Below are 20624 nucleotides of genomic sequence, written 5' to 3' on the forward strand. Positions count from 1 at the left end.
ATGATACCTATTATCCGTGCAGCATAAGCGCAATCACAACTATTGGAAGGGGCAGGGCTATGGCGAAAATCGCGTTTCTGGGGCTGGGGGTCATGGGCGGCCCGATGGCGGGGCATCTGGTGCGCGCGGGCCATGATGTGACCGTCTATAACCGCACAAGTGCCAAGGCGGAAGCCTGGGTCGCAGCACAGGGTGGGGCATGGGCGAAAACCCCGCGCGAGGCCGCGGGTGGTGCCGAATTCGTGATGGCCTGTGTGGGCAATGATGACGATTTGCGCAGCGTCTGTCTGGGCGATGACGGGGCATTTGCGGGCATGGCGGATGGCGCGATATTCGTGGATCACACGACAGTATCGGCGCAGGTCACGCGCGAATTGCACGATATTGCGGGCGCTGCGGGCGTGGGGTTTGTCGATGCGCCGGTATCCGGCGGGCAGGCGGGCGCGGAAAACGGCGTGCTGTCGGTCATGTGCGGCGGCGCGCAGGCGGCGTTTGACCGTGCCGCGCCGGTCATGGACGCCTATGCGCGCGTGTGCAAACGCATGGGCGACAGTGGCGCGGGGCAGATTGCCAAGATGATGAACCAGATTTGTATTGCGGGGCTGGTGCAGGGCCTGTCCGAGGCGCTGCATTTCGGCGAGAAATCGGGCATGGACGGGCGCGCCGTGGTCGAGGTGATCTCGCAAGGGGCCGCAGGATCGTGGCAAATGGCCAACCGGCATGCGACCATGCTAGACGGCGAATTCAACCACGGTTTTGCGGTGGACTGGATGCGCAAGGATCTGGCCATCTGCCTGTCAGCCGCCGAGGATGTGGGCGCGTCCCTGCCGGTGACAGCACTGGTCGACCAGTTCTACAAGGACGTGCAACGCATGGGCGGCGGGCGCTGGGACACGTCCAGCCTGATCGAGCGGTTGCGCAAATTCGGGGGGGAATGATGCTGTATGAACTGGACGGGGTGCGGCCGGATGTGCCCGACAACGGGGATTTCTGGGTGGCGCCGGGCGCGCATGTCATTGGCAATGTCGTGCTTGGGGCAGGTGTTTCCATATGGTTCGGCTGTACCCTGCGCGGGGACAATGAGCCGATTGTTCTGGGCACAGGGACGAATATTCAGGAAAATTGCGTTCTGCATACCGATATGGGCTATCCGCTGACCATCGGGGCAGAGTGCACCATAGGACATAAGGCGATCCTGCACGGCTGCACGATCGGGGACGGGTCGCTGATTGGCATGGGCGCAACTGTTCTGAACGGTGCGGTGATTGGCAAGGGCTGCCTGATCGGGGCGGGCGCGCTGGTGACCGAAGGCAAGGAAATCCCTGACGGATCGCTGGTCATGGGGGCCCCGGGGCGGGTGGTGCGCCAGCTGGACGCGGCCGTGCGCGCGAGGTTGGTGCAATCTGCGGCAGGTTATCGTGCCAATATGGCACGGTTCCGCGCGGGTCTGCGGGCGATCTGATTTCGTGTGGATTTCGCCTTGGGAGAGGCTTGGGTGGCTGCCGCCCCCCAAACCCCCTGCCGCAAGGGAGGCACGCCCCCCTTGCGAAACCCCGTGGATATTTTTGCCAGAATGAAAGCAGCTATGGGCACAAGCCGGGGCGCTGGGCTGGCGCGTACATGTTCCTCAAAAATGGGAACCGGTTATGGGCTTCTCGAACATGCTCCAGTATAAAAAAAGGCCGTCATTTGACGGCCTTTTTGTGTGTCGAAGATGGGGACGCGGGTCAGGCGCTGGCCTTGGCCTGCCGTTTGCGTTCATGCGGGTCAAGGAAGCGTTTGCGCAAGCGGATTGCGTTGGGCGTGACTTCCACCAGTTCGTCATCATCGATATAGGCGATTGCCTGTTCCAGCGACATGATGGTGGGGGGCGTCAGTTTGACCGCGTCATCGGTGCCCGATGCCCGCACATTGGTCAGTTTCTTGCCCTTGAGCGGGTTCACTTCCAGATCATTGTCGCGCGAATGCTCGCCTATGATCATGCCCTGATAGACGGGTTCCTGCGGGTTGATGAACATGCGCCCGCGATCTTCCAGATTCCACAGGGCATAGGCCACGGCAGTGCCATCTTCCATGGAGATCAGAACCCCTTCGCGGCGGCCGGGGATCGGCCCCTTATAGGGCGCCCATTCATGGAACACGCGGTTCAGAACGCCGGTGCCGCGCGTGTCGGTCAGGAATTCGCCGTGATAGCCGATCAGCCCGCGAGAGGGGACATGTGCGATGATGCGTGTCTTGCCTGCGCCTGCGGGTTTCATTTCGACCAATTCGCCCTTGCGCGGGCCGGTCAGTTTTTCGATCACGGTGCCGGTATATTCGTCATCGACATCGATGGTCGCTTCCTCGATGGGTTCTAGCCGCTGGCCGTCCTCATTGCGCATCAGCACGCGCGGGCGGGAGATTGACAGCTCGAACCCTTCGCGGCGCATGTTCTCGATCAGCACGCCCATCTGCAATTCACCGCGGCCTGCGACGTCAAACGCCTCGCCGCCGGGTGTGTCGCTGACTTTGATGGCGACGTTCACTTCGGCCTCTCGCATCAGGCGTTCACGGATGACGCGGCTTTGCACCTTGGTGCCGTCGCGGCCCGCCAGTGGCGAATCATTGATGCCGAAGGTGACAGAGATGGTCGGCGGGTCGATGGGCTGGGCGTCCAGCGGGGTTTCGATTTCCGGCGCGCAAAGCGTGTCGGCAACCGTTGCCTTGGACATGCCCGCAAGGGTCACGATATCGCCCGCTTCGGCAGCATCGATGGGTTGCTGGCCAAGGCCGCGAAATGCCAGAACCTTGGTGACGCGAAACTGCTCGATCTTCTTGCCGTCGCGCGACAAGGCCTTGAGGGTTTCACCCGCCTTCAGCGTGCCGGATTCGACGCGACCGGTCAGGATGCGGCCCAGATAGGGGTCGGCCGACAGCGTGGTGGCCAGCATGCGGAACGGGTCATTGCGCGCTGCGATCTGCGCAGGCGCAGGCACATGGGCGACAACCAGATCGAACAGTGCCGACATGTCCTGACGCGGGCCGTCCAGTTCTGCATCGGCCCAGCCATTGATGCCCGATGCATAAAGTACGGGGAAATCAAGCTGTTCATCGCTGGCGCCCAGATTGGCGAACAGGTCGAACACGTCGTCAAGGGCGCGGTCGGGGTCGGCTGCGGGTTTGTCCACCTTGTTGAGAAGGACAATCGGGCGCAGCCCCAGTGCCAGCGCCTTGGAGGTCACGAATTTCGTCTGCGGCATAGGCCCTTCGGCCGCGTCGACCAGCAGGACAACGCCGTCGACCATGGACAGGATGCGCTCCACCTCGCCGCCGAAATCGGCGTGGCCGGGGGTGTCCACGATATTGATGCGCGTGTCTTTCCATTCGACCGAGGTTGCCTTGGCCAGAATTGTGATCCCGCGTTCGCGTTCCAGATCATTGCTGTCCATTGCGCGTTCGGTGGTGGCTTGGTTTTCGCGATAGGTGCCCGACTGTTTCAGAAGTTCGTCGACAAGGGTTGTCTTGCCGTGGTCAACGTGGGCGATAATCGCGATATTGCGAAGGTCCATAACAAAAGTGCCTTTTCATGCTGCGCCGCCGCATTAGCCGAAGATTGCCGGAAAAGCCAGCCCTGATATTGCTAGGTGGCGATATAATGGTCGCGGCGGTGGTTGATGGCCAGAATGGCGTTCAGCACCACAGCCCCCAATAGCGACCATATTACCAGATTCGGCGCCAATATCAAAAACGCAGCCGCAAACAGCACCAGATCGAAGCCCAGTTGCACAAGCCCCGCCCGCCAGCCGAAGCGTTCCTGCAAGTCATAGGCCACAATGCCCACCCCGCCCAGACTGGCGCGGTGGCGGAAGATGGCCAGCAACCCCGCGCCGGTGATCATGCCGAACAACACGGCCGCGATGGCGGGGTTTTGCGGGATTACCGTGACCAGATCGCCCATAAACCCTGACATGAGGGAAATCAGTGTGACCGAAATCAGTGTCTTGATGGTAAATTCCGGCCCCAGCCGCACCCATGCCAGAATGTAGAACGGGATGTTGATGATGAAGAACACCGGCCCGAAGGCCCAGCCCGTCGCATAGGAGATCAGCACCGCCAGCCCCGCCGTCTGGCCGGTGACCAGACCCGCACCGGTCAGCACCAGCAGCCCGAAGGCGCACATTGCGGCACCGAAAACCAGCCCTTGGGCGTCTTCCATACGGGTGTGGCGGGGGGTGTCGGCCATGATGTCAGACCCTTGCGCTGAACAGGTTGATGACCACAATGCCGGCAATGATCAGGGAAATCCCGATGATGGCGGGCATATCCAGCTTCTGCCCGAAAATGACCCAGCCCAGAAACGAGATCAGGCAAATGCCAAGCCCCGCCCATATGGCATAGGCCACGCCGACAGGGATAATGCGCAGCACAAGCGCCAGCAACCAGAATGACAACGCATAGGCAAGCACGGCCCCTGTGGCGGGCAGAATGCGGGTCATGCCATCGCTGGCCTTCAGTGCCGTGGTGCCCAGCGTTTCAAATACGATGGCGATTGCCAGATACAGCCAGTGCATTGCATGTCCTTCAGATTGGGCGGCCTGCGGTCATGTCGGCCACCGCACGTTCGATTTCGCGCAGGCGTTCGGCATTTGGCGGATGTGTCCCCAGAAACTGGTTGCCGGGGTCCGGAATGCGGCGGAACAGGGCCGCGCCTGCCAGCGGGTCATACCCGCCGCGTGCCGCGATGAACGCGCCAAGGCGGTCTGCCTCCAACTCGAAGGCCTTGGAATAGCGGCGCGCGCCCACGGTTGCACTGGCGTTGACAATGCGTTGTGTCGTGGTTTCGTCCGCGCCGGACAGGGTGGCCACCAGCCCCCCCAGAATAGCGCCGGTCATGGCCTGATTTTGCATGCGGGGCAGGTGGTCGGCAATGTGGTGGGCGGCTTCATGGCCGAAAACCAGCGCGATTTCATCGGCGCTGCGCAATTCGTCCAGCAGCGCCACGGTGAACGCGATGATGGGGCGGCCCTGTTCGTCGCGGGTGTGAAATGCATTGGGCGGCTGGCCGGGGCGATCGTCCAGAATGACGTTGAAATTACAATCCAGTTGCGGGCTGCGTTCGCGGCAGACCTGCGTGGCGACAGGGCGCAGGCGCGCGACCACTGCGCCGAATTCGGCGCGACTGACGGACTGAACCTGCGGTGGGGCTGACTGCTGGGGCGGGGCCAGAACAACGGGTGCCATCTGGCAGGCGGATAGCAGCAAAACCACGCCGATGGCAGCGCCTTTGCGAAGGAATTGGGGTATCTGCATCGGATTTTTCCTGTGTGCAAGAGACCCATCATCTAGCGGGCAAGTGCGGTCAGGGCAACCAAGCAAAGTTCACAGCTTTGCGCAGGGTATAAAAAAGGGGGCGATTGCCCCCCTTTTCATGTATCGGTTTTGCGAAACCTTCAGGACAGTGCCTTGTTCAGGTATTCGTCCACCTTTTCCAGATAGCCCATGGTGGTCAGCCATTTCTGGTCCGGACCGACCAGAAGGGCCAGATCCTTGGTCATGAAGCCGTCCTCGACCGTCTGGACAGTCACTTTTTCCAGCGTTTCGGCGAAGTTCAGCAACTCGGCGTTGTTGTCCAGTTTCGCGCGGTGCTTCAGCCCGCCGGTCCATGCAAAGATCGACGCGATGGAGTTGGTCGAGGTTTCCTTGCCCGCCTGATGCTGGCGGTAATGGCGGGTCACGGTGCCGTGCGCGGCCTCTGCCTCGACGATCTGGCCGTCGGGGGTCATCAGCTGGCTGGTCATCAGGCCAAGGCTGCCGAAGCCCTGTGCAACAGTGTCGGATTGCACGTCGCCGTCATAGTTCTTGCACGCCCAGACATAACCGCCCGACCATTTCATCGCACAAGCCACCATGTCGTCGATCAGGCGGTGTTCATAGGTGATTCCGGCTGCCTTGAACTTGTCGGCGAATTCGGCCTCGTACACTTCGGCGAACAGATCCTTGAAGCGCCCGTCATAGGCTTTCAGGATGGTGTTCTTGGTGGACAGATAGACCGGCCAGCCGCGGGACAGGCCATAGTTCATGGAGGCGCGGGCGAAATCGCGGATCGAGTCGTCAAGGTTATACATCGCCATGGTGACGCCCGATGACGGCGCGTCAAAAACTTCCTTTTCGATGACCTGGCCGTCTTCGCCCACAAACTTGATCGTCAGCTTGCCTGCGCCCGGAAAGCGGAAATCGGTTGCGCGATACTGGTCGCCAAAGGCATGGCGGCCCACGACGATGGGCTGTGTCCAGCCGGGAACAAGGCGCGGCACGTTGCGGCAGATGATGGGTTCGCGGAAGATGACGCCGCCCAGAATGTTGCGGATCGTGCCATTGGGCGAGCGATACATGCGTTTCAGGCCGAATTCCTCAACGCGGTCCTCATCGGGGGTGATGGTCGCGCATTTGACGCCCACACCATATTGCTTGATGGCGTTTGCGGCATCGACCGTGATCTGGTCGTCGGTGCGGTCGCGTTCCTCGATCCCCAGATCGTAATATTTCAGGTCGATGTCCAGATAGGGAAGGATCAGTTTCTTCTTGATGAAATCCCAGATGATCCGGGTCATTTCATCGCCGTCAAGTTCGACGACCGGGTTTGCTACCTTGATCTTGCTCATGTGATCCTCCGCCTTTTGGATGAGTCGATTTGCGCCCTCATACCCCATTCGGGACGGGATGCAAAGCACAGTATGCCGTTGTATACGAAAAATATGCCCGACATGGCCCGCGCGCCAGTTTTTGCCGCGCGGGCCATGTGTGTCAGCGGGTGGTTTCGGTCAGGCGGTTGGCCACATAATCCGACACTGTTTTCAGCATCGGCTGCATATGTGCGTCCTCGTCCTTGAAGAAATGGTCAGCGCCCTCAATCTCGGTATGGGTGATGGTAATCCCGCGCTGTTCTTGCAGTTTGGACACCAGCGAGCGTGTGTCGCGTGGCGGGGCCACACGATCCGCGCTGCCATTGATGATAAGCCCCGACGCGGGGCAGGGGGCAAGAAAGCTGAAATCATACAGGTTCGCAGGCGGGGCCACCGACACAAAGCCGGTAATGTCGGGGCGGCGCATCAGCAGTTGCATGCCGATCCATGCGCCAAAGCTGAAGCCCGCAACCCAGCAATGCCGCACATTATGCGACATCGCCTGCATGTAATCCAGCGCAGCGGCCGCATCGGACAATTCGCCCACGCCCTGATCATATTCACCCTGCGACCGGCCAACACCGCGAAAATTGAAACGCATCACGGAAAAGCCCATCTTGTGAAAGGCGTAATGCAGGTTGTAGACGACCTTGTTGTTCATCGTCCCGCCGAATTGCGGGTGCGGGTGCAACAGAATTGCAATCGGCGCATCGCGGTTGGGTTGCGCATGATAGCGGCCTTCAAGGCGACCTTCGGGGCCGGGGAAAATGATCTCGGGCATGGGGGCTTACCTGTTGGGATTATGTGGTATCGACATGACAACGAAAAACGGCAGGTCAGGGATGTGCAACGGCTGCATGTATTGTTGACTCTTTTCATTGGCATGATTAGAAAGATTCTAAGTCACGCGCGAAGACCGTGATTTCGTCAGATATAAGGCCGCATAGACTTATGCCCGTGCCCTGCCCGCGTCAACCTTTAAGCTGGCGCGCGGGCGCTGCGACAGGCTATGTTTTCTGCAAATCCGCGCTCGTGCGGACTATTCGGGTCGCAGCCCTGGCATCGGGCGCGCGGCGGAACAACCTGGGGATGACGCAGATGAAACTTTCCACCAAGGGGCGCTATGCAATGGTTGCGCTTGTAGATCTGGCCCTGGCGCCCGCTGGCGGGCTGGTTTCATTGAACGAGATATCGTCGCGCCAGCAGGTGTCGCTGGCGTATCTGGAGCAGCTTTTCGTCAAGCTGCGCCGCGCCGGTCTGGTCGAGTCGGTGCGCGGTCCGGGCGGCGGGTATCGCCTGGCGCGCGGTGCCGACAGCATTCGGGTGTCCGAGGTTCTGGAAGCCGTGGATGAAACCGTCAGCGCGATGCATTCGGGCGCGGGCGCATCGGGCGGTATATCGGGGTCGCGCGCGCAATCCATGACCAACCGCCTGTGGGAAGGGTTGTCGGCGCATGTCTATGTTTTCCTGCACCAGACACGGTTGTCGGATGTGGCAGGCAACAGCCTGACGCCCTGTCCCGCAGTGCCGACATTGTTCGAGGTTGTGGATGAATAGGGGCGCTGCCCCGTCACCTTCGGTGACTCCCCAGGATATTTTTACCAGAATGAAATACGGGCCGGAATGAGGTCGGGGCCAGCATGAAACACAGGACTGTCTGATGCAGCGCGTCTATCTGGATTATAATGCCACTGCGCCTTTGCGGCCCGAGGCACGCGCGGCGATGGTGGCTGCGATGGATGTCGTGGGCAACCCGTCATCGGTGCATGCCGAAGGGCGGCAGGCGCGCGCGCTGGTAGAGAAGGCGCGTGCACAGGTTGCGGCTGCCTTGGGGGCCGACGGGGGCGAGATTATCTTCACTTCGGGGGCGACAGAGGCAGCGTCGCTGGCGCTGGGCGGGCGCGGCCTGTCTTGTGCGAAGCTGGAGCATGACGCCGTGCGGGTCTGGTGTGATGATGTGTTGGCGGTAGATGCGCAAGGGCGCGTTCAGGCTGACATGCCGGAGGCGGCAAGCGTGCAGCTGGCGAATTCGGAGACGGGGATTGTCCAGGACCTGCCTGCGGGTCTGGCGGTCAGCGACCTGACGCAGGGATTCGGCAAGCTGCCTTTTGCGTTCAACTGGTTAAATGTGCAGATGGGGCTGGTTTCGGCGCATAAGCTGGGCGGGCCGAAAGGTATTGGTGCTGTGGTCATGGCGCGCGGCACGGATCTGCCCGCGCAAATCAAGGGTGGCGGGCAGGAAATGGGCCGTCGCGCGGGCACCGAGAATGTGATCGCCATTGCGGGTTTCGGGGCTGCGGCAGAAGCGGCTGCGCGTGACCTTGCCAACGGGGTCTGGGAAGGTGTATCTGTAATTAGAAATATTCTAGAAGGGGCACTGGACGCAGAGGCAAGCAAGACTATTTTAGTCGGGAAAGACGTGCAACGATTGCCCAATACGCTTTGCCTTGCAACGCCGGGCTGGAGGGGAGAGTTGCAGGTGATGCAGATGGACCTTGCAGGGTTCGCGATTTCCGCCGGGTCTGCCTGTTCTTCGGGCAAGTTGCGGGCCTCGGGGGTGTTGCAGGCGATGGGGTTTGATGATGCAACGGCTGCGGGGGCGGTGCGCGTGTCACTGGGGCCTGATGTGACGAGGGAAGATGTGCTGCGCTTTGCGCAGGGCTGGTTGAAGGAATACCGCCGCGCTGTCGCCAAGGGCGTGGTTTGAATTCGAGAGAGCGTGCGGCCTTGTGGCTGCCGTGAAGAAGGGAAAAGACATGGCTGCATTGGATGAAACCCAACTGCGCGAAGGTGTGGACCGCGAGACTGTCGAAACCGTGCAGTCCATGGCGGGCACCTACAAGCATGGTTGGGAAACCGATATCGAGATGGAATTCGCCCCCAAAGGGTTGGATGAGGATATCGTGCGTCTGATTTCGGAAAAGAACAACGAGCCGCAATGGTTGCTGGAGTGGCGGCTGGAGGCGTATCGCCGCTGGCTGACCATGGAATCCCCCGATTGGGCCATGCTGAACATTCCCGAGATCGACTATCAGGAACAGTATTATTACGCCAAACCCAAATCCATGGTCGAAAAGCCCAAATCGCTGGACGAGGTGGACCCCAAGCTGCTGGAAACCTATGCCAAGCTGGGCATTCCGCTGAAGGAGCAGATGATCCTTGCCGGTGTCGAGGGCGCGGACGCAGGGCGCAAGGTGGCGGTGGATGCGGTGTTTGATTCCGTATCGCTGGGCACCACGTTCAAGGATGAACTGAAAAAGGCCGGCGTCATTTTCTGTTCCATTTCAGAAGCGGTGCAGGACCACCCCGAGCTGGTGAAAAAATACCTTGGATCGGTCGTGCCGCAGAATGACAATTATTTCGCCGCGCTGAATTCGGCGGTGTTTTCAGACGGCAGTTTTGTGTTCATTCCCGCAGGCGTGAAATGCCCGATGGAATTGTCCACCTATTTCCGCATCAATGCCGAAAATACCGGCCAGTTTGAACGCACGCTGATTGTGGCGGAAAAAGGCGCCTCGGTCAGTTATCTGGAAGGGTGCACGGCGCCCAAGCGGGACACCACGCAGCTGCATGCGGCGGTGGTCGAGATTGTGGTTCTGGAAGATGCGGATGTGAAATATTCGACTGTGCAGAACTGGTTTCCGGGCGATGAGAACGGCAAGGGCGGGATTTACAACTTCGTGACCAAACGCGCCGATTGCCGAGAGGACCGCGCAAAAGTGATGTGGACGCAGGTGGAAACCGGCAGCGCCATTACATGGAAATACCCGTCCTGCATTCTGCGCGGCGACGACACGCAGGGTGAATTCTATTCGATCGCCATTGCCAATAACTGGCAGCAGGCCGACACAGGCACGAAAATGGTGCATCTGGGCAAGAATACGCGGTCGCGCATTGTGTCCAAGGGCATTTCCGCAGGGCAGGCGCAAAACACCTATCGCGGGCTGGTGTCGATGCACCCCAAGGCCACGAATTCACGCAATTACACGCAATGCGACAGTTTGCTGATTGGCGATAAATGCGGCGCGCATACTGTGCCTTATATCGAGGTGCGCAACGCCTCATCCCGCGTGGAGCATGAGGCCACGACCAGCAAGGTGGATGACGACCAGCTGTTCTATTGCCGGAGCCGCGGCATGGATGAGGAAGAAGCGGTCGCGCTGGTGGTCAACGGGTTCTGCAAGGAAGTGTTGCAGGAATTGCCGATGGAATTCGCCATGGAAGCGCAGGCACTGGTCGCGATTTCGCTGGAAGGGTCTGTTGGGTGAAGGCGTAGTCATATGACCGGTATCATGCAGGATTTCAGGCGCGGGTTTCATATATCTGTTCCGGGGTTGATGATTTGCGCGCTGGTGGCACTGCCCTTCATTGGGGGCGTGGTCGTGGCGGTTGCGTATCTGTGGAACCCCGCGCCGTGGGTGCTGATCCTGATGGCCGGTCTGATACAATATTTCGCCACGTTTTGGATTGCGGGATGGTGGTTGCGCAGGCGCGCACCGTCCGAATGAATGAAAGAGGAAGAAGATGCTGAAAATCGAAAACCTGCACGCCGAGCTTGAAGATGATGCGGATGTGAAAATCCTTAAGGGCTTGTCGCTGACCGTCAACCCCGGTGAAGTGCATGCGATCATGGGCCCCAATGGCTCGGGCAAATCGACACTATCCTATGTGCTGTCGGGCCGTGACGGCTATGAGGTCACAGAGGGCAGCGCCACGCTGGAAGGTGTTGACCTGCTGGAGATGGAACCCGAGGAGCGCGCGGCGGCCGGGTTGTTTCTGGCGTTCCAATACCCTGTGGAAATTCCGGGCGTGGGCAACATGACGTTCCTGCGCACTGCCGTGAATGCACAGCGCAAGGCGCGCGGGCAGGACGAACTTTCTGCCGGTGATTTCCTGAAACTGGTGCGCGCGAAGGCCAAGGAACTGCAAATCGATGCCGATATGCTGAAACGCCCAGTCAATGTGGGCTTTTCGGGCGGCGAGAAGAAGCGCAACGAAATCCTGCAAATGGCAATGCTGGAACCCAAGATGTGCATTCTGGACGAAACCGATTCCGGTCTGGATGTGGATGCCATGAAACTGGTCTCGGACGGGGTGAACGCATTGCGGGACGCCGGCCGGTCATTTTTGGTGATTACCCATTACCAGCGCCTGCTGAACCATATCAAACCGGACGTGGTGCACATCATGTCCGAGGGGCGGATCATCAAATCGGGCGGGCCGGAACTGGCGCTTGAGGTCGAGCAGAACGGCTATGCCGACCTGATGGCGGAGGCAGGCTGATGATGCCACGGGCGAAACTGAAGGCGCAAAAACAGGATGCGGCGCAGGCGCGTCTGGCCGCGCTGACACTGCCCCAAGGGGGCGGCTGGGCCACGCGCGCGCGCGATGCGGCGAAAGCGCGGTTGCTGGATATGGGCATGCCTGTCAAGCGCGACGAATACTGGCGCTACACCGATCCGCGCGATCTGACATCGGATCAGGTCACGGCGGCCAAGGTGCTGAAAGTCACGGATGAAGCCCCTGTCTTTTCCGCATTCGACCGTGTGAAGCTGGTTTTTGTGGATGGAGTGTTCGATCCTGCATCCTCCGATGACCCAGCGCTGGCGGGTGTGGAAATCAGCCTGTTGCATGATGTGGCGACAACGGACCTGCATTGGGTGCAGGACATTTATGGCAAGCTGGAAGCGCGCGGGCAATCGCCTGTGGAGCGTCCGCTGGCCGCGTTCAATACCGCGTTTGCACAGCAAGGTGTGTTGATCCGTGCAACCGGCAAACCCGCGAAACCTGTGGCGCTTGTCTATCTGCGTAGCAACGAGGATGCGGATGCCGTCATGCATCATGTCGTCCGTGTCGAGCAGGGGGCAGAGCTGACATTGCTGGAAAACGGGCCGGTAGCGGCGCGTTTCAATCAGGTGATCGAAATCGACATTGCCGAAGGTGGCACGCTGCATCATGTGCGCGCCCAAGGGCGCGATCATGACCGCGCAGGAAGTGCGCATGTCTTTGCGCAGCTGGGGCAGGGGGCGCAGTTGAAGTCCTTTACCCTGACCGCGAATGGCAGGCTGGTGCGCAACGAATCGATGATATGGCTGGACGGGCAGGGCGGGTCTGCGCATCTGGCGGGGGCAACCGTGGGTGATGGCGCGTTTCATCACGATGACACAGTGTTTATCACGCATGGGGCGCAGGGTTGCGAAAGCCGCCAAGTGTTCAAGAAAGTGTTGCGCAACGGGGCTGTTGGCGTGTTTCAGGGCAAGATTCTGGTGGAGCAGGCCGCCCAGCAGACAGATGGCTATCAGATCAGCCAGTCCCTGTTACTGGATGAAAACGCCCAGTTTCTGGCCAAGCCGGAGCTGGAAATCTATGCAGATGATGTGAAATGCAGCCACGGGTCCACATCCGGTGAAATTGACCCCGCGCAGTTATTCTACCTGCGTGCGCGCGGGCTGCCCGAAGGGACTGCGAAAATGTTGCTGGTTCTGGCATTTCTGGCCGAAGCGCTGGATGAGATTGCCGATCCCGATCTGGCCGAGGATTTGCGCGGACGGATGGAAAGCTGGCTGCAGCGCCATTCCTGAGGGGGCGATTGCTGACAGTTCCGGATACTGGGGGGCGCTGCCCCCCGGTTCACGGCCCCTTCGGGGCCGCGCCCCGTCCCCCGGGATATTTTGGCCAGAATGAAAATATGCCCGAAAGGCGCCTGTGATATGTCCGTGATGCAAAATATTGCCCGAAGCTACCGTAACCCCGGTCAGGTGGTGCGGGATTTGCTGGCGCAGGATCTGCGCGAGCCGCAGGTGCTGTTTTTCAACCTGCTTGCCTGCGGGCTGATTTTTGTGTCCCAGTGGCCGCGCCTGTCACGTCAGGCGACACTTGACCCGTCAGTGACGTTCGAGCAGCGCATGGGCGGGGCCTTGTTTGCGGTGATGTTTTTGTTGCCGCTGATTCTGTATGGGGTGTCTGCACTGATGCATGCGGGATTCAGGCTGGCACGCGTGACGCTGCCCGGCCTGTGGGTGCGTCTGGTGCTGTTCTGGTCGTTATTATGCGTGACCCCGTTGATGTTGCTGCATGGCGGTTTGGCCGCGATCTTGGGACCAGTTGGCGCAGTGCAGGCTTTCGGGTTTGTCGTGGCGGTGGCTTTCATTTACATAACGGTCCTTGGGGGGCGTGAGATCGTCCGGCTGGCGCGTGATGGCCAGCAGCCCGGGATATGATGGCAAGCACGAAGGAACACCCGTCATGCAGTTGAATGTTGCCGCGGTCAGCGCTTTGGTTCGTCTGACACTGACCCGCCCGCGAGAGGCGGCTGCGCATCTGCTTGGGCTTGGTGTGCCCGACGATGCGCGCTGGCTGGGGTTTGTTATTGTCGTGGTGCTGAGCGTGTTGCTGGGGCAGGCGTCCGTTTTGTTGATGGAAGACGGCGAGGGCATGGGCGGCGGGCTGTTGTTCATGGCCATGTTCCAGACATCCATTCTGCTGGGCTTGGTGGTCGCGGTGCAGGGTGTCGGGCGTGCGCTGGGCGGCAGGGGCAATTTTCCTGATACCTTGTTGTTGCTGGCATGGCTGCAATTCGTCATGCTTGTGGTGCAGTTTGTCCAGATTGTCGCGTTGGTCGTCATACCGCCGATGTTTGGTGTGGTGACAATGCTGGCGCTTGTTATCTTCATGTGGGTGCTGACGAATTTCGTTCTGGTGCTGCATGGGTTCGCGTCCGCATTGAAGGTGTTTGTCGGCATCATCTTTTCGTTCTTTGGTGTTGTGATGGCGCTGGCCTTCTTGCTGACATTGCTGGGCTTTGGTCCCGGAGGGGCGATGTAATGTTCGATATTGCGTCTATTCGCGCGGATTTCCCCATTCTGTCGCGGCAGGTGAATGGCAAGCCGCTGGTCTATCTGGACAGTGGCGCATCGGCGCAGAAGCCGCAGGTTGTCATTGATGCGGTGACGCGGGCCTATACGGAAGAATATTCCAATGTGCATCGTGGGCTGCATTACCTGTCCAATCTGGCCACGGACAAATATGAGGGCGTGCGCGGCACGTTGCAGCGTTTTCTGGGCGCGGCCCATGAGGACGAGATTATCTATACGACGGGGACCACGCAGGGCATAAACCTTGTGGCCTATGGCTGGGCCATGCCGCGGTTTGAGCCGGGTGACGAGATTGTTCTGTCCATCATGGAGCATCATGCCAATATTGTTCCGTGGCATTTTCTGCGCGAACGTCAGGGCGCGGTGATCAAATGGGTGGAAACTGCGGCGGATGGCAGCCTTGACCCGCAAGCCGTGATTGACGCGATCGGCCCGCGCACGAAGCTGGTTGCGATCACGCATATGTCCAATGTGCTGGGCACGGTCGTGGATGTGCAGGCCATCTGTGCAGCCGCGCAGGCGCGTGGCGTTGCGGTTCTGGTGGACGGGTCGCAGGCGGCGGTGCATATGCCGGTGGATATGCAAGCCATCGGGTGCGATTTCTATGCGGTGACGGGGCATAAACTGTATGGTCCGTCAGCGTCCGGTGCGATTTATATTCGCCGTGACAGGCAGGCCCAGATGCGCCCCTTCATCGGGGGCGGGGACATGATCCGCGAAGTGACGCGCGACACTGTTATCTATAACGACCCACCCCATAAGTTCGAGGCCGGAACGCCGGGCATTGTCCAGCAGATCGGGCTGGGGGTTGCGATCGAGTATATGACCGGCATTGGAATGGATGCGATTGCGGCACATGAAGCGGGGCTGCGCGATTATGCTGCCAGCCGGCTTGCGGGTTTGAACTGGTTGAATATTCAGGGCAATGCGCCGGGCAAGGGTGCGATTTTCAGCTTCACGCTGGAAGGGGCCGCGCATGCGCATGATATCTCCACCGTGCTGGACAAGAAGGGGATTGCGGTGCGTGCCGGACAGCATTGTGCGGCGCCCCTGATGGACCATATGGGGGTTACCGCCACATGCCGCGCGTCCTTTGCGATGTACAACACGCGGCAGGATGTGGACAATCTGATTGACGCGCTGGAGTTGTGTCACGACCTGTTCGCCTGAGGGGCGGCGTAGTTCAGGCGCGTCATGCAGGGGCCATGATAAAGACAGTGGCGGGTGTATGTCTGCCCTTCCATTTCCAAAAAAACTCGCGTAAGAGACACCAGAGTTTGCACCCATAGCTCAGCTGGATAGAGCGCTGCCCTCCGAAGGCAGAGGTCTCAGGTTCGAATCCTGATGGGTGCGCCACTTCCCTTATATCTTGCTGACAGAAAACGGGAATTCCGGCCTGTTCGGGTGGTTTCCAGACACGTTTGCGCTGTTCCGTTCCTGTTTTGCTACAAGACCCCCGCGTTTGCTGGGGCTTTCGTTCAAGGCGACAGGCCGCCATCGCTGGCGGCCTGTATCGTTTCAATATGTCAGGGTGTGTGTTTTTGCATCATCATGTCCAGTTCGGTCATGTGCTTGGCAAGAAGTGCATTTGCCTCGACTGTCTGGCCGACGGATTGCGCATCTTCATAGGCGTCCATAACATGCTTTTCGCCTTGGATGATACGATCCATAATATTGTCTGACACATCTTCAAACCAGGACCGCATTTCCACAACAGCTTTATTTACCGTTCCGAAAAAAGACCCGTCGGAGTCCGCTTCATACCCGCAACTTTTAAGATAAGAGCTTAGGTCGGATTCATGCTTGCGGTGCATGAACAGGAAGGCTTCGGCGACCGGCCTGAAATCCTGTTCTGCCTTTTCAACAACTTTTTCAAATCCGGCAATGGTATCAAGAACACGGGTGTGAACTTCACCAATGCGTTGGATGCGGTCATCTTCCGGATCCGGTTGCGCAGTTGCAGGCGGGGTGGACATGTCCGTTCCCCCTGCGGCAACCTTGGGATGCATGTGTTTGATTTCAGTTGGTTTCATATCAAGTCTCCTGACTGACTGACGCTATATTACAATGGCGGCCTGCCTCGGACGGCGCGTGCGATCATCGCAACAACGAACAGGATCAGGAAAACCACGAAAAGGATTTGCGCAATAGACGAGGCGGTGCCCGCGATTCCCGTGAACCCGAGAGCAGCTGCGATAAGTGCGACAATCAAGAAAGTAAGTGCCCAGCCTAGCATAGTGTTTCCTTTCATTTTCAGGGGCCGAATTTAGCGGCATATGATAAAGAAACGGATGAATAGGCTGTTGGTTCCCCGTATTGCTTTTATACTTTTATAATATTGCGATATTTAAAAATAAAACCCCCGCCATAAAATGGCAGGGGTATAATCCGCTTTGCGTCAATAATCCGGCAGATCGAATTGCCGGAAAACTACCTGAGTATACGCGAAAACTACACGTTCAGTGTTTTGGTTGACGCAAAGAACATTGCTTGGGATACGGCGGAACGGACCTGTTCTTCCTCGAACGGTTTGGTGATCAGGAATGCAGGTTCGGGTTTTTCGCCCGTCAGCAGACGTTCGGGATAGGCCGTGATGAAAATGACGGGAATATCCGCATTGTCGCGCAACAATTCTGCCACCGCCTCCACGCCCGAGGAGTCATCGGCCAGATGAATATCGGCCAGAATAAGGTCGGGGCGGGTTTTCTGGCCAAGTGCCACAGCTTCCTTGTGGGTGCGGGCAATGCCGGTGACCTCATGGCCCATTTCCGTGACAATGCTTTTGATGTCCAGCGCGATCAGCGGCTCATCCTCGATGATCTGGATGCGACCCTGCACCGAACGCGACATTTCTGTGTAAGCAATCGCGACCAGTTCACGGGCCTCCTGATCCGGGATCTGAATGATCTGCGCGATATCTTCGTAACTGAATTCTTCCAGTGAACGCAGCAACAGCGCCTCGCGTGTATTTGTGGTCAGGCTGGCAAGCAAGGATTGCGCGCGCGCTTCGGTGCCGGTGGCGGGATCTTCGCTGACCGGCGCGCCAGTCGTCTGCCATACAGTGTGAAATGCGCGGAAAAGCCCGAGTTTCGGCGATATTTCGCTGTCCAGCAAAGACCGGTCTTCAAGTATCGCTTCCAGCGTTGCGGCAGCATATCTGTCACCCGTTTGCTGGCTGCCGGTCAGCGCCCGCGCATACCGGCGCAAATAGGGCAGTTCTTTTGCAATACGCATCGACATCGACATAGTCTCTCCTTGAAGTTCCGTCATCTTCAACTCTCTGGTTTCTGGCACGAACGCGGCCAGCAATGAAAAGTAACAATCTTTGGAACCAAACGCATTGCGCGGCGTTTGGTTCCAAAGGTTCTTGCGATTGCTGCCATGCTTGCGCAGTGCATCGCAAAATGCCAGAGTGAAATTTGTGGAGCAAAAGGCTGTATGTCTATAATGAGCGGTAAAAAAGATGGAAACAGGAAAGATATCGCGCCCGCTGTTTCCAAGCAGATCGACGAAAACCTGAAGCGGCTTTACAGCGATGCAGCATCCGAGGAGTTGCCCAAATCCCTGACTGATCTTCTGGACGCGCTGCGACAGCAGGACGCGCAGAAGAAAGCGGGTGAAAAATGAGTGATACCCCGCAACGACAAGAAACCGATCCGCGCGACGAAATTGTGACCCATCTGCCCGCCCTGCGCGCCTTCGCCCGTGGTCTGACCGGCGATGTGTCCGCCGCTGATGATCTGGTGCAGGAAACCGTCCTGAAAGCATGGAGCAAGTTTGCCCAGTATAACGAGGGAACAAACCTGCGCGCATGGCTTTTCACGATTTTGCGCAACACCTATCTGTCCAAGCGGCGCAAGCAGTCGCGTGAAGTGTCCGATGGCGAGGGGGTGTTTGCCGCGCGCATGGCCTCCAAGCCCGACCATGACGGGCGCCTTGCGTTGCAGGAACTGAACGCCGCAATGAAGCTGCTGCCACTGGAGCAACGCGAGGCCCTTATCCTTGTGGGCGCGATGGGGTTTTCAATCGAGGAAGCCGCAGAAACCTGCAATTGTGCGCCCGGAACGATCAAAAGCCGCGCGAACAGGGCACGCAAGGCATTGGTGGAAATCCTGCATCTTGAAAAAGGTGAGCTTCCTGATTCAACAGATAAATCTGTCGCAATGGTCATGGCCGGCGCGCCCAGCGGATTTTGATAACTGAACAAGGTTGAAACAAGCATTGGCAGTGTTCGAGCTTAATGACCGACTGGCGACGCGGCTGGCAATCCTGATGACGCTGGCGCTGGCCCCTTTGGGGGCCATCTCGATCTATTCCGAATACCAGTCGCTGCGCGATCAGGCGCGAACAGATGATGCCATGCTGGTCACGCGCACGGTCGATTCCGTCGCGGGCCAGCGCGGGTTGCTGGAAAGCGCGATGTTGTCGGCGCATCGCCTGACGCCGCTATTGCTGGAACGGCTGGATGATACCGCAGCGTGTTCGGGTTTCCTGCGCGAATTTGTCGACTCCACCGGTTTGTATGCTTTCGCAGGGTTTATCGCGCAGGATGGGGTCATGCGCTGCGTGTCGCAGGGCGAGGAGGTGAATTTCAGCGGGTCTGACGCCTTGCGGCAGAACATGGACAACCCGCGCAGCTTCTTCAGTTTCCAGCCAACAGGCGCGATTACAGGGCGGCCTGTGGTGTTGGCCAACCGGCCCGTCTATGCAGAAGGCGAATTTCTGGGGTATATCAGTATTTCGATATCGCGCCAGACCTTCACGTTGATCGCCACCGAACCGGACGAACAGACGGGGTTGCGCATGACCTATCTGGTCAACCCCGCAGGGGACACATTGACCAGCGTGGACACCGCCGAGGCCGTTGACAAACTGCCTGACGCGTCAACGCTGCAATCGCTGCTGGGGGTGCATAACGGGGTGCTGCGCGGCACCAGCGAAAACGGCGAGGGCCGTATGTTCACCATCGCAGAGGTTATCCCCGGCCAGCTATATGCCTTGGGCAGCTGGGCTGGCGACCAACTGCCGTCAACTGCGGCCATGAACCTTTGGCGATTGAGTTTTCCTGTCCTTATGTGGTTCGCGTCGTTGGCTGTGGTCATGTTCGCTGTTGACTATATGGTCGTGCGACACCTGAAGCGGCTGAATTCCCAGCTGCGCCGTTTTGCACTGGGCAATCGCGCGGAATTCCAGCGCCTGCCCGCCGAGGCGCCCTCGGAACTGCGCGAGATCGACTCGACCTTTTCCAAGATGGCCCTGCTGATCCGGCGCGACGAACGCGAACGCGAGGAAGCACTGACCGAAAAGACCATCTTGCTGAAAGAAGTCCACCACCGCGTCAAAAACAACCTTCAGCTTATCGCGTCGATCCTGAATTTGCAGATGCGCCGTTTGCGTGATCCGGACGCGCGCCAGATATTGAAAGGTGTTCAGGCGCGTGTGCGGTCGCTGGCCACTATCCACCGGTCCCTATACCAGCAGGAACGGATATCAGAGCGGCACGCGGCAGAGTTTTTTGACAGCATCCTGCAAGAAACACTCGCGCTGGCGCAGACAGAAGTGCAGGGCCTTAAGATCAACAAGGATTTCGGACCGGTCAACCTGCCGCATGACAAGATCATTCCGGCCTCGTTGTTGTTTGCGGAGGCGCTGACCAATGCCTGCAAATATGCCTCTTGCCCCGATGGGACAGGGGGGGATCTGGACATAACCCTGCGCAGCGATGATGGCGTAGCCGAGCTGATCGTGTGGAATTCCGTCGCGGGGGCGCTGGAACATGAACCCAGTGATGGCTTGGGGCGAGAGTTGATGACCGCCTTTGCCTTGCAAATTCACGGAGAGTTCGACATCGGACCGAAAGATCGTGACGGGCGGCACGGCTGGCAAGTCTGCCTGCGCGTCACCGAGGAGGTTCGACAGGACGATGCAGCGTCGTGACGCGCGTGCCGTCATACAAGCGTCGGGCCGGATATCGGGTATCAGGGCGCGCGTGCGGCATTTATTGCATGCTGCTCAAAAGTGGGAACCGGTTTTGAGCTTCGCGAACATGCAAAACCAATAAGTTAGAGCATGTCGCGTGAATACGAAT

The 20624-nt window shown here is 59.0% G+C and carries 23 protein-coding genes and 1 tRNA gene; 15 read left to right on the forward strand and 9 right to left on the reverse strand.

What is annotated here, in order from left to right; all coding sequences use genetic code 11:
• Positions 1–59 precede the first annotated feature (59 nt).
• Both ACTIE1_RS14650 and ACTIE1_RS14655 read left to right on the forward strand, forming a co-directional pair.
• Positions 60–938 (forward strand): NAD(P)-dependent oxidoreductase, encoded by an 879-nt coding sequence (locus ACTIE1_RS14650; protein WP_439560442.1) that lies wholly within the window; start codon positions 60–62, stop codon positions 936–938.
• Positions 938–1462, forward strand: coding sequence for a gamma carbonic anhydrase family protein (locus tag ACTIE1_RS14655; protein ID WP_439560570.1), 525 nt, complete (start codon positions 938–940; stop codon positions 1460–1462). The genes ACTIE1_RS14650 and ACTIE1_RS14655 overlap by 1 nt, the downstream gene beginning before the upstream one ends.
• 265 nt (positions 1463–1727) lie before the next feature.
• On the opposite strand, the gene typA is transcribed toward ACTIE1_RS14655, so the two are convergent.
• The 6 genes from typA to ACTIE1_RS14685 form a co-directional block, all read right to left on the reverse strand.
• On the reverse strand, positions 1728–3548 hold the full coding sequence (gene typA, locus ACTIE1_RS14660) for a translational GTPase TypA (RefSeq protein ID WP_439560441.1): 1821 nt from the start codon (positions 3546–3548) through the stop codon (positions 1728–1730).
• 71 nt (positions 3549–3619) lie between these two features.
• Positions 3620–4222 (reverse strand): YitT family protein, encoded by a 603-nt coding sequence (locus ACTIE1_RS14665; protein ID WP_439560440.1) that lies wholly within the window; start codon positions 4220–4222, stop codon positions 3620–3622.
• Between the two features lie 4 nt (positions 4223–4226).
• The gene (locus ACTIE1_RS14670) at positions 4227–4550 is read right to left on the reverse strand and encodes an SMR family transporter (RefSeq protein ID WP_439560439.1); all 324 of its coding nucleotides are present in this window, start codon (positions 4548–4550) and stop codon (positions 4227–4229) included.
• A gap of 10 nt (positions 4551–4560) precedes the next feature.
• On the reverse strand, positions 4561–5289 hold the full coding sequence (locus ACTIE1_RS14675; RefSeq protein WP_439560438.1) for a M48 family metalloprotease: 729 nt from the start codon (positions 5287–5289) through the stop codon (positions 4561–4563).
• A 140-nt stretch (positions 5290–5429) separates the two neighbouring features.
• Entirely contained in the window at positions 5430–6641 is a 1212-nt protein-coding gene (locus ACTIE1_RS14680; RefSeq protein WP_439560437.1) for an NADP-dependent isocitrate dehydrogenase, read from the reverse strand.
• 142 nt (positions 6642–6783) lie between these two features.
• Positions 6784–7443: an alpha/beta hydrolase gene (locus ACTIE1_RS14685; protein ID WP_439560436.1), complete on the reverse strand. Its 660-nt coding sequence runs from the start codon at positions 7441–7443 to the stop codon at positions 6784–6786.
• A 317-nt stretch (positions 7444–7760) separates the two neighbouring features.
• Here ACTIE1_RS14685 and ACTIE1_RS14690 point away from each other — a divergent pair, with 317 nt between their 5' ends.
• The 10 genes from ACTIE1_RS14690 to ACTIE1_RS14735 all read left to right on the forward strand — a co-directional run bounded on the left by ACTIE1_RS14690 (position 7761) and on the right by ACTIE1_RS14735 (position 15892).
• The gene (locus tag ACTIE1_RS14690; protein WP_439560435.1) at positions 7761–8219 is read left to right on the forward strand and encodes an Rrf2 family transcriptional regulator; all 459 of its coding nucleotides are present in this window, start codon (positions 7761–7763) and stop codon (positions 8217–8219) included.
• 103 nt (positions 8220–8322) lie between these two features.
• Positions 8323–9369 (forward strand): cysteine desulfurase family protein, encoded by a 1047-nt coding sequence (locus tag ACTIE1_RS14695; protein ID WP_439563461.1) that lies wholly within the window; start codon positions 8323–8325, stop codon positions 9367–9369.
• Positions 9370–9418: 49 nt separating this feature from the next.
• Positions 9419–10930 carry a Fe-S cluster assembly protein SufB gene (gene sufB / locus ACTIE1_RS14700; protein ID WP_439560433.1) on the forward strand — a complete coding sequence of 504 codons (1512 nt, stop codon included), beginning with the start codon at positions 9419–9421 and terminating at the stop codon, positions 10928–10930.
• A 12-nt stretch (positions 10931–10942) separates the two neighbouring features.
• Positions 10943–11170 (forward strand): hypothetical protein, encoded by a 228-nt coding sequence (locus tag ACTIE1_RS14705; protein ID WP_439560432.1) that lies wholly within the window; start codon positions 10943–10945, stop codon positions 11168–11170.
• A 16-nt stretch (positions 11171–11186) separates the two neighbouring features.
• Complete coding sequence (gene sufC, locus ACTIE1_RS14710) at positions 11187–11945, forward strand: Fe-S cluster assembly ATPase SufC (RefSeq protein WP_439560431.1); 759 nt, start codon at positions 11187–11189, stop codon at positions 11943–11945.
• On the forward strand, positions 11945–13243 hold the full coding sequence (locus ACTIE1_RS14715; protein WP_439560430.1) for a SufB/SufD family protein: 1299 nt from the start codon (positions 11945–11947) through the stop codon (positions 13241–13243). The genes sufC and ACTIE1_RS14715 overlap by 1 nt, the downstream gene beginning before the upstream one ends.
• Positions 13244–13372: 129 nt before the next feature.
• Positions 13373–13882 carry a YIP1 family protein gene (locus ACTIE1_RS14720; RefSeq protein ID WP_439560429.1) on the forward strand — a complete coding sequence of 170 codons (510 nt, stop codon included), beginning with the start codon at positions 13373–13375 and terminating at the stop codon, positions 13880–13882.
• A 25-nt stretch (positions 13883–13907) separates the two neighbouring features.
• Positions 13908–14486 (forward strand): YIP1 family protein, encoded by a 579-nt coding sequence (locus tag ACTIE1_RS14725; protein WP_439560428.1) that lies wholly within the window; start codon positions 13908–13910, stop codon positions 14484–14486.
• Positions 14486–15706 carry a cysteine desulfurase gene (locus ACTIE1_RS14730; RefSeq protein ID WP_439560427.1) on the forward strand — a complete coding sequence of 407 codons (1221 nt, stop codon included), beginning with the start codon at positions 14486–14488 and terminating at the stop codon, positions 15704–15706. Before ACTIE1_RS14725 ends, ACTIE1_RS14730 begins: the two co-directional genes overlap by 1 nt.
• Positions 15707–15815: 109 nt before the next feature.
• Positions 15816–15892 (forward strand) — tRNA-Arg (locus ACTIE1_RS14735).
• A gap of 170 nt (positions 15893–16062) precedes the next feature.
• On the opposite strand, the gene ACTIE1_RS14740 is transcribed toward ACTIE1_RS14735, so the two are convergent.
• The 3 genes from ACTIE1_RS14740 to ACTIE1_RS14750 all read right to left on the reverse strand — a co-directional run bounded on the left by ACTIE1_RS14740 (position 16063) and on the right by ACTIE1_RS14750 (position 17782).
• The gene (locus ACTIE1_RS14740; protein WP_439560426.1) at positions 16063–16569 is read right to left on the reverse strand and encodes a DUF2383 domain-containing protein; all 507 of its coding nucleotides are present in this window, start codon (positions 16567–16569) and stop codon (positions 16063–16065) included.
• 29 nt (positions 16570–16598) lie between these two features.
• Positions 16599–16772 (reverse strand): DUF1328 domain-containing protein, encoded by a 174-nt coding sequence (locus ACTIE1_RS14745; RefSeq protein ID WP_439560425.1) that lies wholly within the window; start codon positions 16770–16772, stop codon positions 16599–16601.
• Positions 16773–16987: 215 nt separating this feature from the next.
• Positions 16988–17782 (reverse strand): response regulator, encoded by a 795-nt coding sequence (locus tag ACTIE1_RS14750; protein WP_439560424.1) that lies wholly within the window; start codon positions 17780–17782, stop codon positions 16988–16990.
• A gap of 201 nt (positions 17783–17983) precedes the next feature.
• Here ACTIE1_RS14750 and ACTIE1_RS14755 point away from each other — a divergent pair, with 201 nt between their 5' ends.
• From ACTIE1_RS14755 to ACTIE1_RS14765, 3 genes are read left to right on the forward strand one after another with little or no spacing between them, the layout of a single operon-like run.
• Complete coding sequence (locus tag ACTIE1_RS14755; RefSeq protein WP_439560423.1) at positions 17984–18163, forward strand: NepR family anti-sigma factor; 180 nt, start codon at positions 17984–17986, stop codon at positions 18161–18163.
• Positions 18160–18732: a sigma-70 family RNA polymerase sigma factor gene (locus ACTIE1_RS14760; RefSeq protein WP_439560422.1), complete on the forward strand. Its 573-nt coding sequence runs from the start codon at positions 18160–18162 to the stop codon at positions 18730–18732. Before ACTIE1_RS14755 ends, ACTIE1_RS14760 begins: the two co-directional genes overlap by 4 nt.
• A gap of 31 nt (positions 18733–18763) precedes the next feature.
• Positions 18764–20473 carry a sensor histidine kinase gene (locus ACTIE1_RS14765; RefSeq protein WP_439560421.1) on the forward strand — a complete coding sequence of 570 codons (1710 nt, stop codon included), beginning with the start codon at positions 18764–18766 and terminating at the stop codon, positions 20471–20473.
• The last annotated feature ends 151 nt before the right edge of the window (positions 20474–20624 follow it).

Origin of the sequence: Roseinatronobacter sp. (assembly GCF_051859525.1) — a bacterium.
GTDB lineage: Bacteria > Pseudomonadota > Alphaproteobacteria > Rhodobacterales > Rhodobacteraceae > Roseinatronobacter.

Coding starts and splice junctions, on each gene's coding strand:
- ACTIE1_RS14650 (WP_439560442.1), top strand. CDS start 60: ATGGCGAAAATCGCGTTTCTGGGGCTGGGGGTCATGGGCGGCCCGATG.
- ACTIE1_RS14655 (WP_439560570.1), top strand. CDS start 938: ATGCTGTATGAACTGGACGGGGTGCGGCCGGATGTGCCCGACAACGGG.
- typA (WP_439560441.1), bottom strand. CDS start 3,548: ATGGACCTTCGCAATATCGCGATTATCGCCCACGTTGACCACGGCAAG.
- ACTIE1_RS14665 (WP_439560440.1), bottom strand. CDS start 4,222: ATGGCCGACACCCCCCGCCACACCCGTATGGAAGACGCCCAAGGGCTG.
- ACTIE1_RS14670 (WP_439560439.1), bottom strand. CDS start 4,550: ATGCACTGGCTGTATCTGGCAATCGCCATCGTATTTGAAACGCTGGGC.
- ACTIE1_RS14675 (WP_439560438.1), bottom strand. CDS start 5,289: ATGCAGATACCCCAATTCCTTCGCAAAGGCGCTGCCATCGGCGTGGTT.
- ACTIE1_RS14680 (WP_439560437.1), bottom strand. CDS start 6,641: ATGAGCAAGATCAAGGTAGCAAACCCGGTCGTCGAACTTGACGGCGAT.
- ACTIE1_RS14685 (WP_439560436.1), bottom strand. CDS start 7,443: ATGCCCGAGATCATTTTCCCCGGCCCCGAAGGTCGCCTTGAAGGCCGC.
- ACTIE1_RS14690 (WP_439560435.1), top strand. CDS start 7,761: ATGAAACTTTCCACCAAGGGGCGCTATGCAATGGTTGCGCTTGTAGAT.
- ACTIE1_RS14695 (WP_439563461.1), top strand. CDS start 8,323: ATGCAGCGCGTCTATCTGGATTATAATGCCACTGCGCCTTTGCGGCCC.
- sufB (WP_439560433.1), top strand. CDS start 9,419: ATGGCTGCATTGGATGAAACCCAACTGCGCGAAGGTGTGGACCGCGAG.
- ACTIE1_RS14705 (WP_439560432.1), top strand. CDS start 10,943: ATGACCGGTATCATGCAGGATTTCAGGCGCGGGTTTCATATATCTGTT.
- sufC (WP_439560431.1), top strand. CDS start 11,187: ATGCTGAAAATCGAAAACCTGCACGCCGAGCTTGAAGATGATGCGGAT.
- ACTIE1_RS14715 (WP_439560430.1), top strand. CDS start 11,945: ATGATGCCACGGGCGAAACTGAAGGCGCAAAAACAGGATGCGGCGCAG.
- ACTIE1_RS14720 (WP_439560429.1), top strand. CDS start 13,373: ATGTCCGTGATGCAAAATATTGCCCGAAGCTACCGTAACCCCGGTCAG.
- ACTIE1_RS14725 (WP_439560428.1), top strand. CDS start 13,908: ATGCAGTTGAATGTTGCCGCGGTCAGCGCTTTGGTTCGTCTGACACTG.
- ACTIE1_RS14730 (WP_439560427.1), top strand. CDS start 14,486: ATGTTCGATATTGCGTCTATTCGCGCGGATTTCCCCATTCTGTCGCGG.
- ACTIE1_RS14740 (WP_439560426.1), bottom strand. CDS start 16,569: ATGAAACCAACTGAAATCAAACACATGCATCCCAAGGTTGCCGCAGGG.
- ACTIE1_RS14745 (WP_439560425.1), bottom strand. CDS start 16,772: ATGCTAGGCTGGGCACTTACTTTCTTGATTGTCGCACTTATCGCAGCT.
- ACTIE1_RS14750 (WP_439560424.1), bottom strand. CDS start 17,782: ATGTCGATGTCGATGCGTATTGCAAAAGAACTGCCCTATTTGCGCCGG.
- ACTIE1_RS14755 (WP_439560423.1), top strand. CDS start 17,984: ATGAGCGGTAAAAAAGATGGAAACAGGAAAGATATCGCGCCCGCTGTT.
- ACTIE1_RS14760 (WP_439560422.1), top strand. CDS start 18,160: ATGAGTGATACCCCGCAACGACAAGAAACCGATCCGCGCGACGAAATT.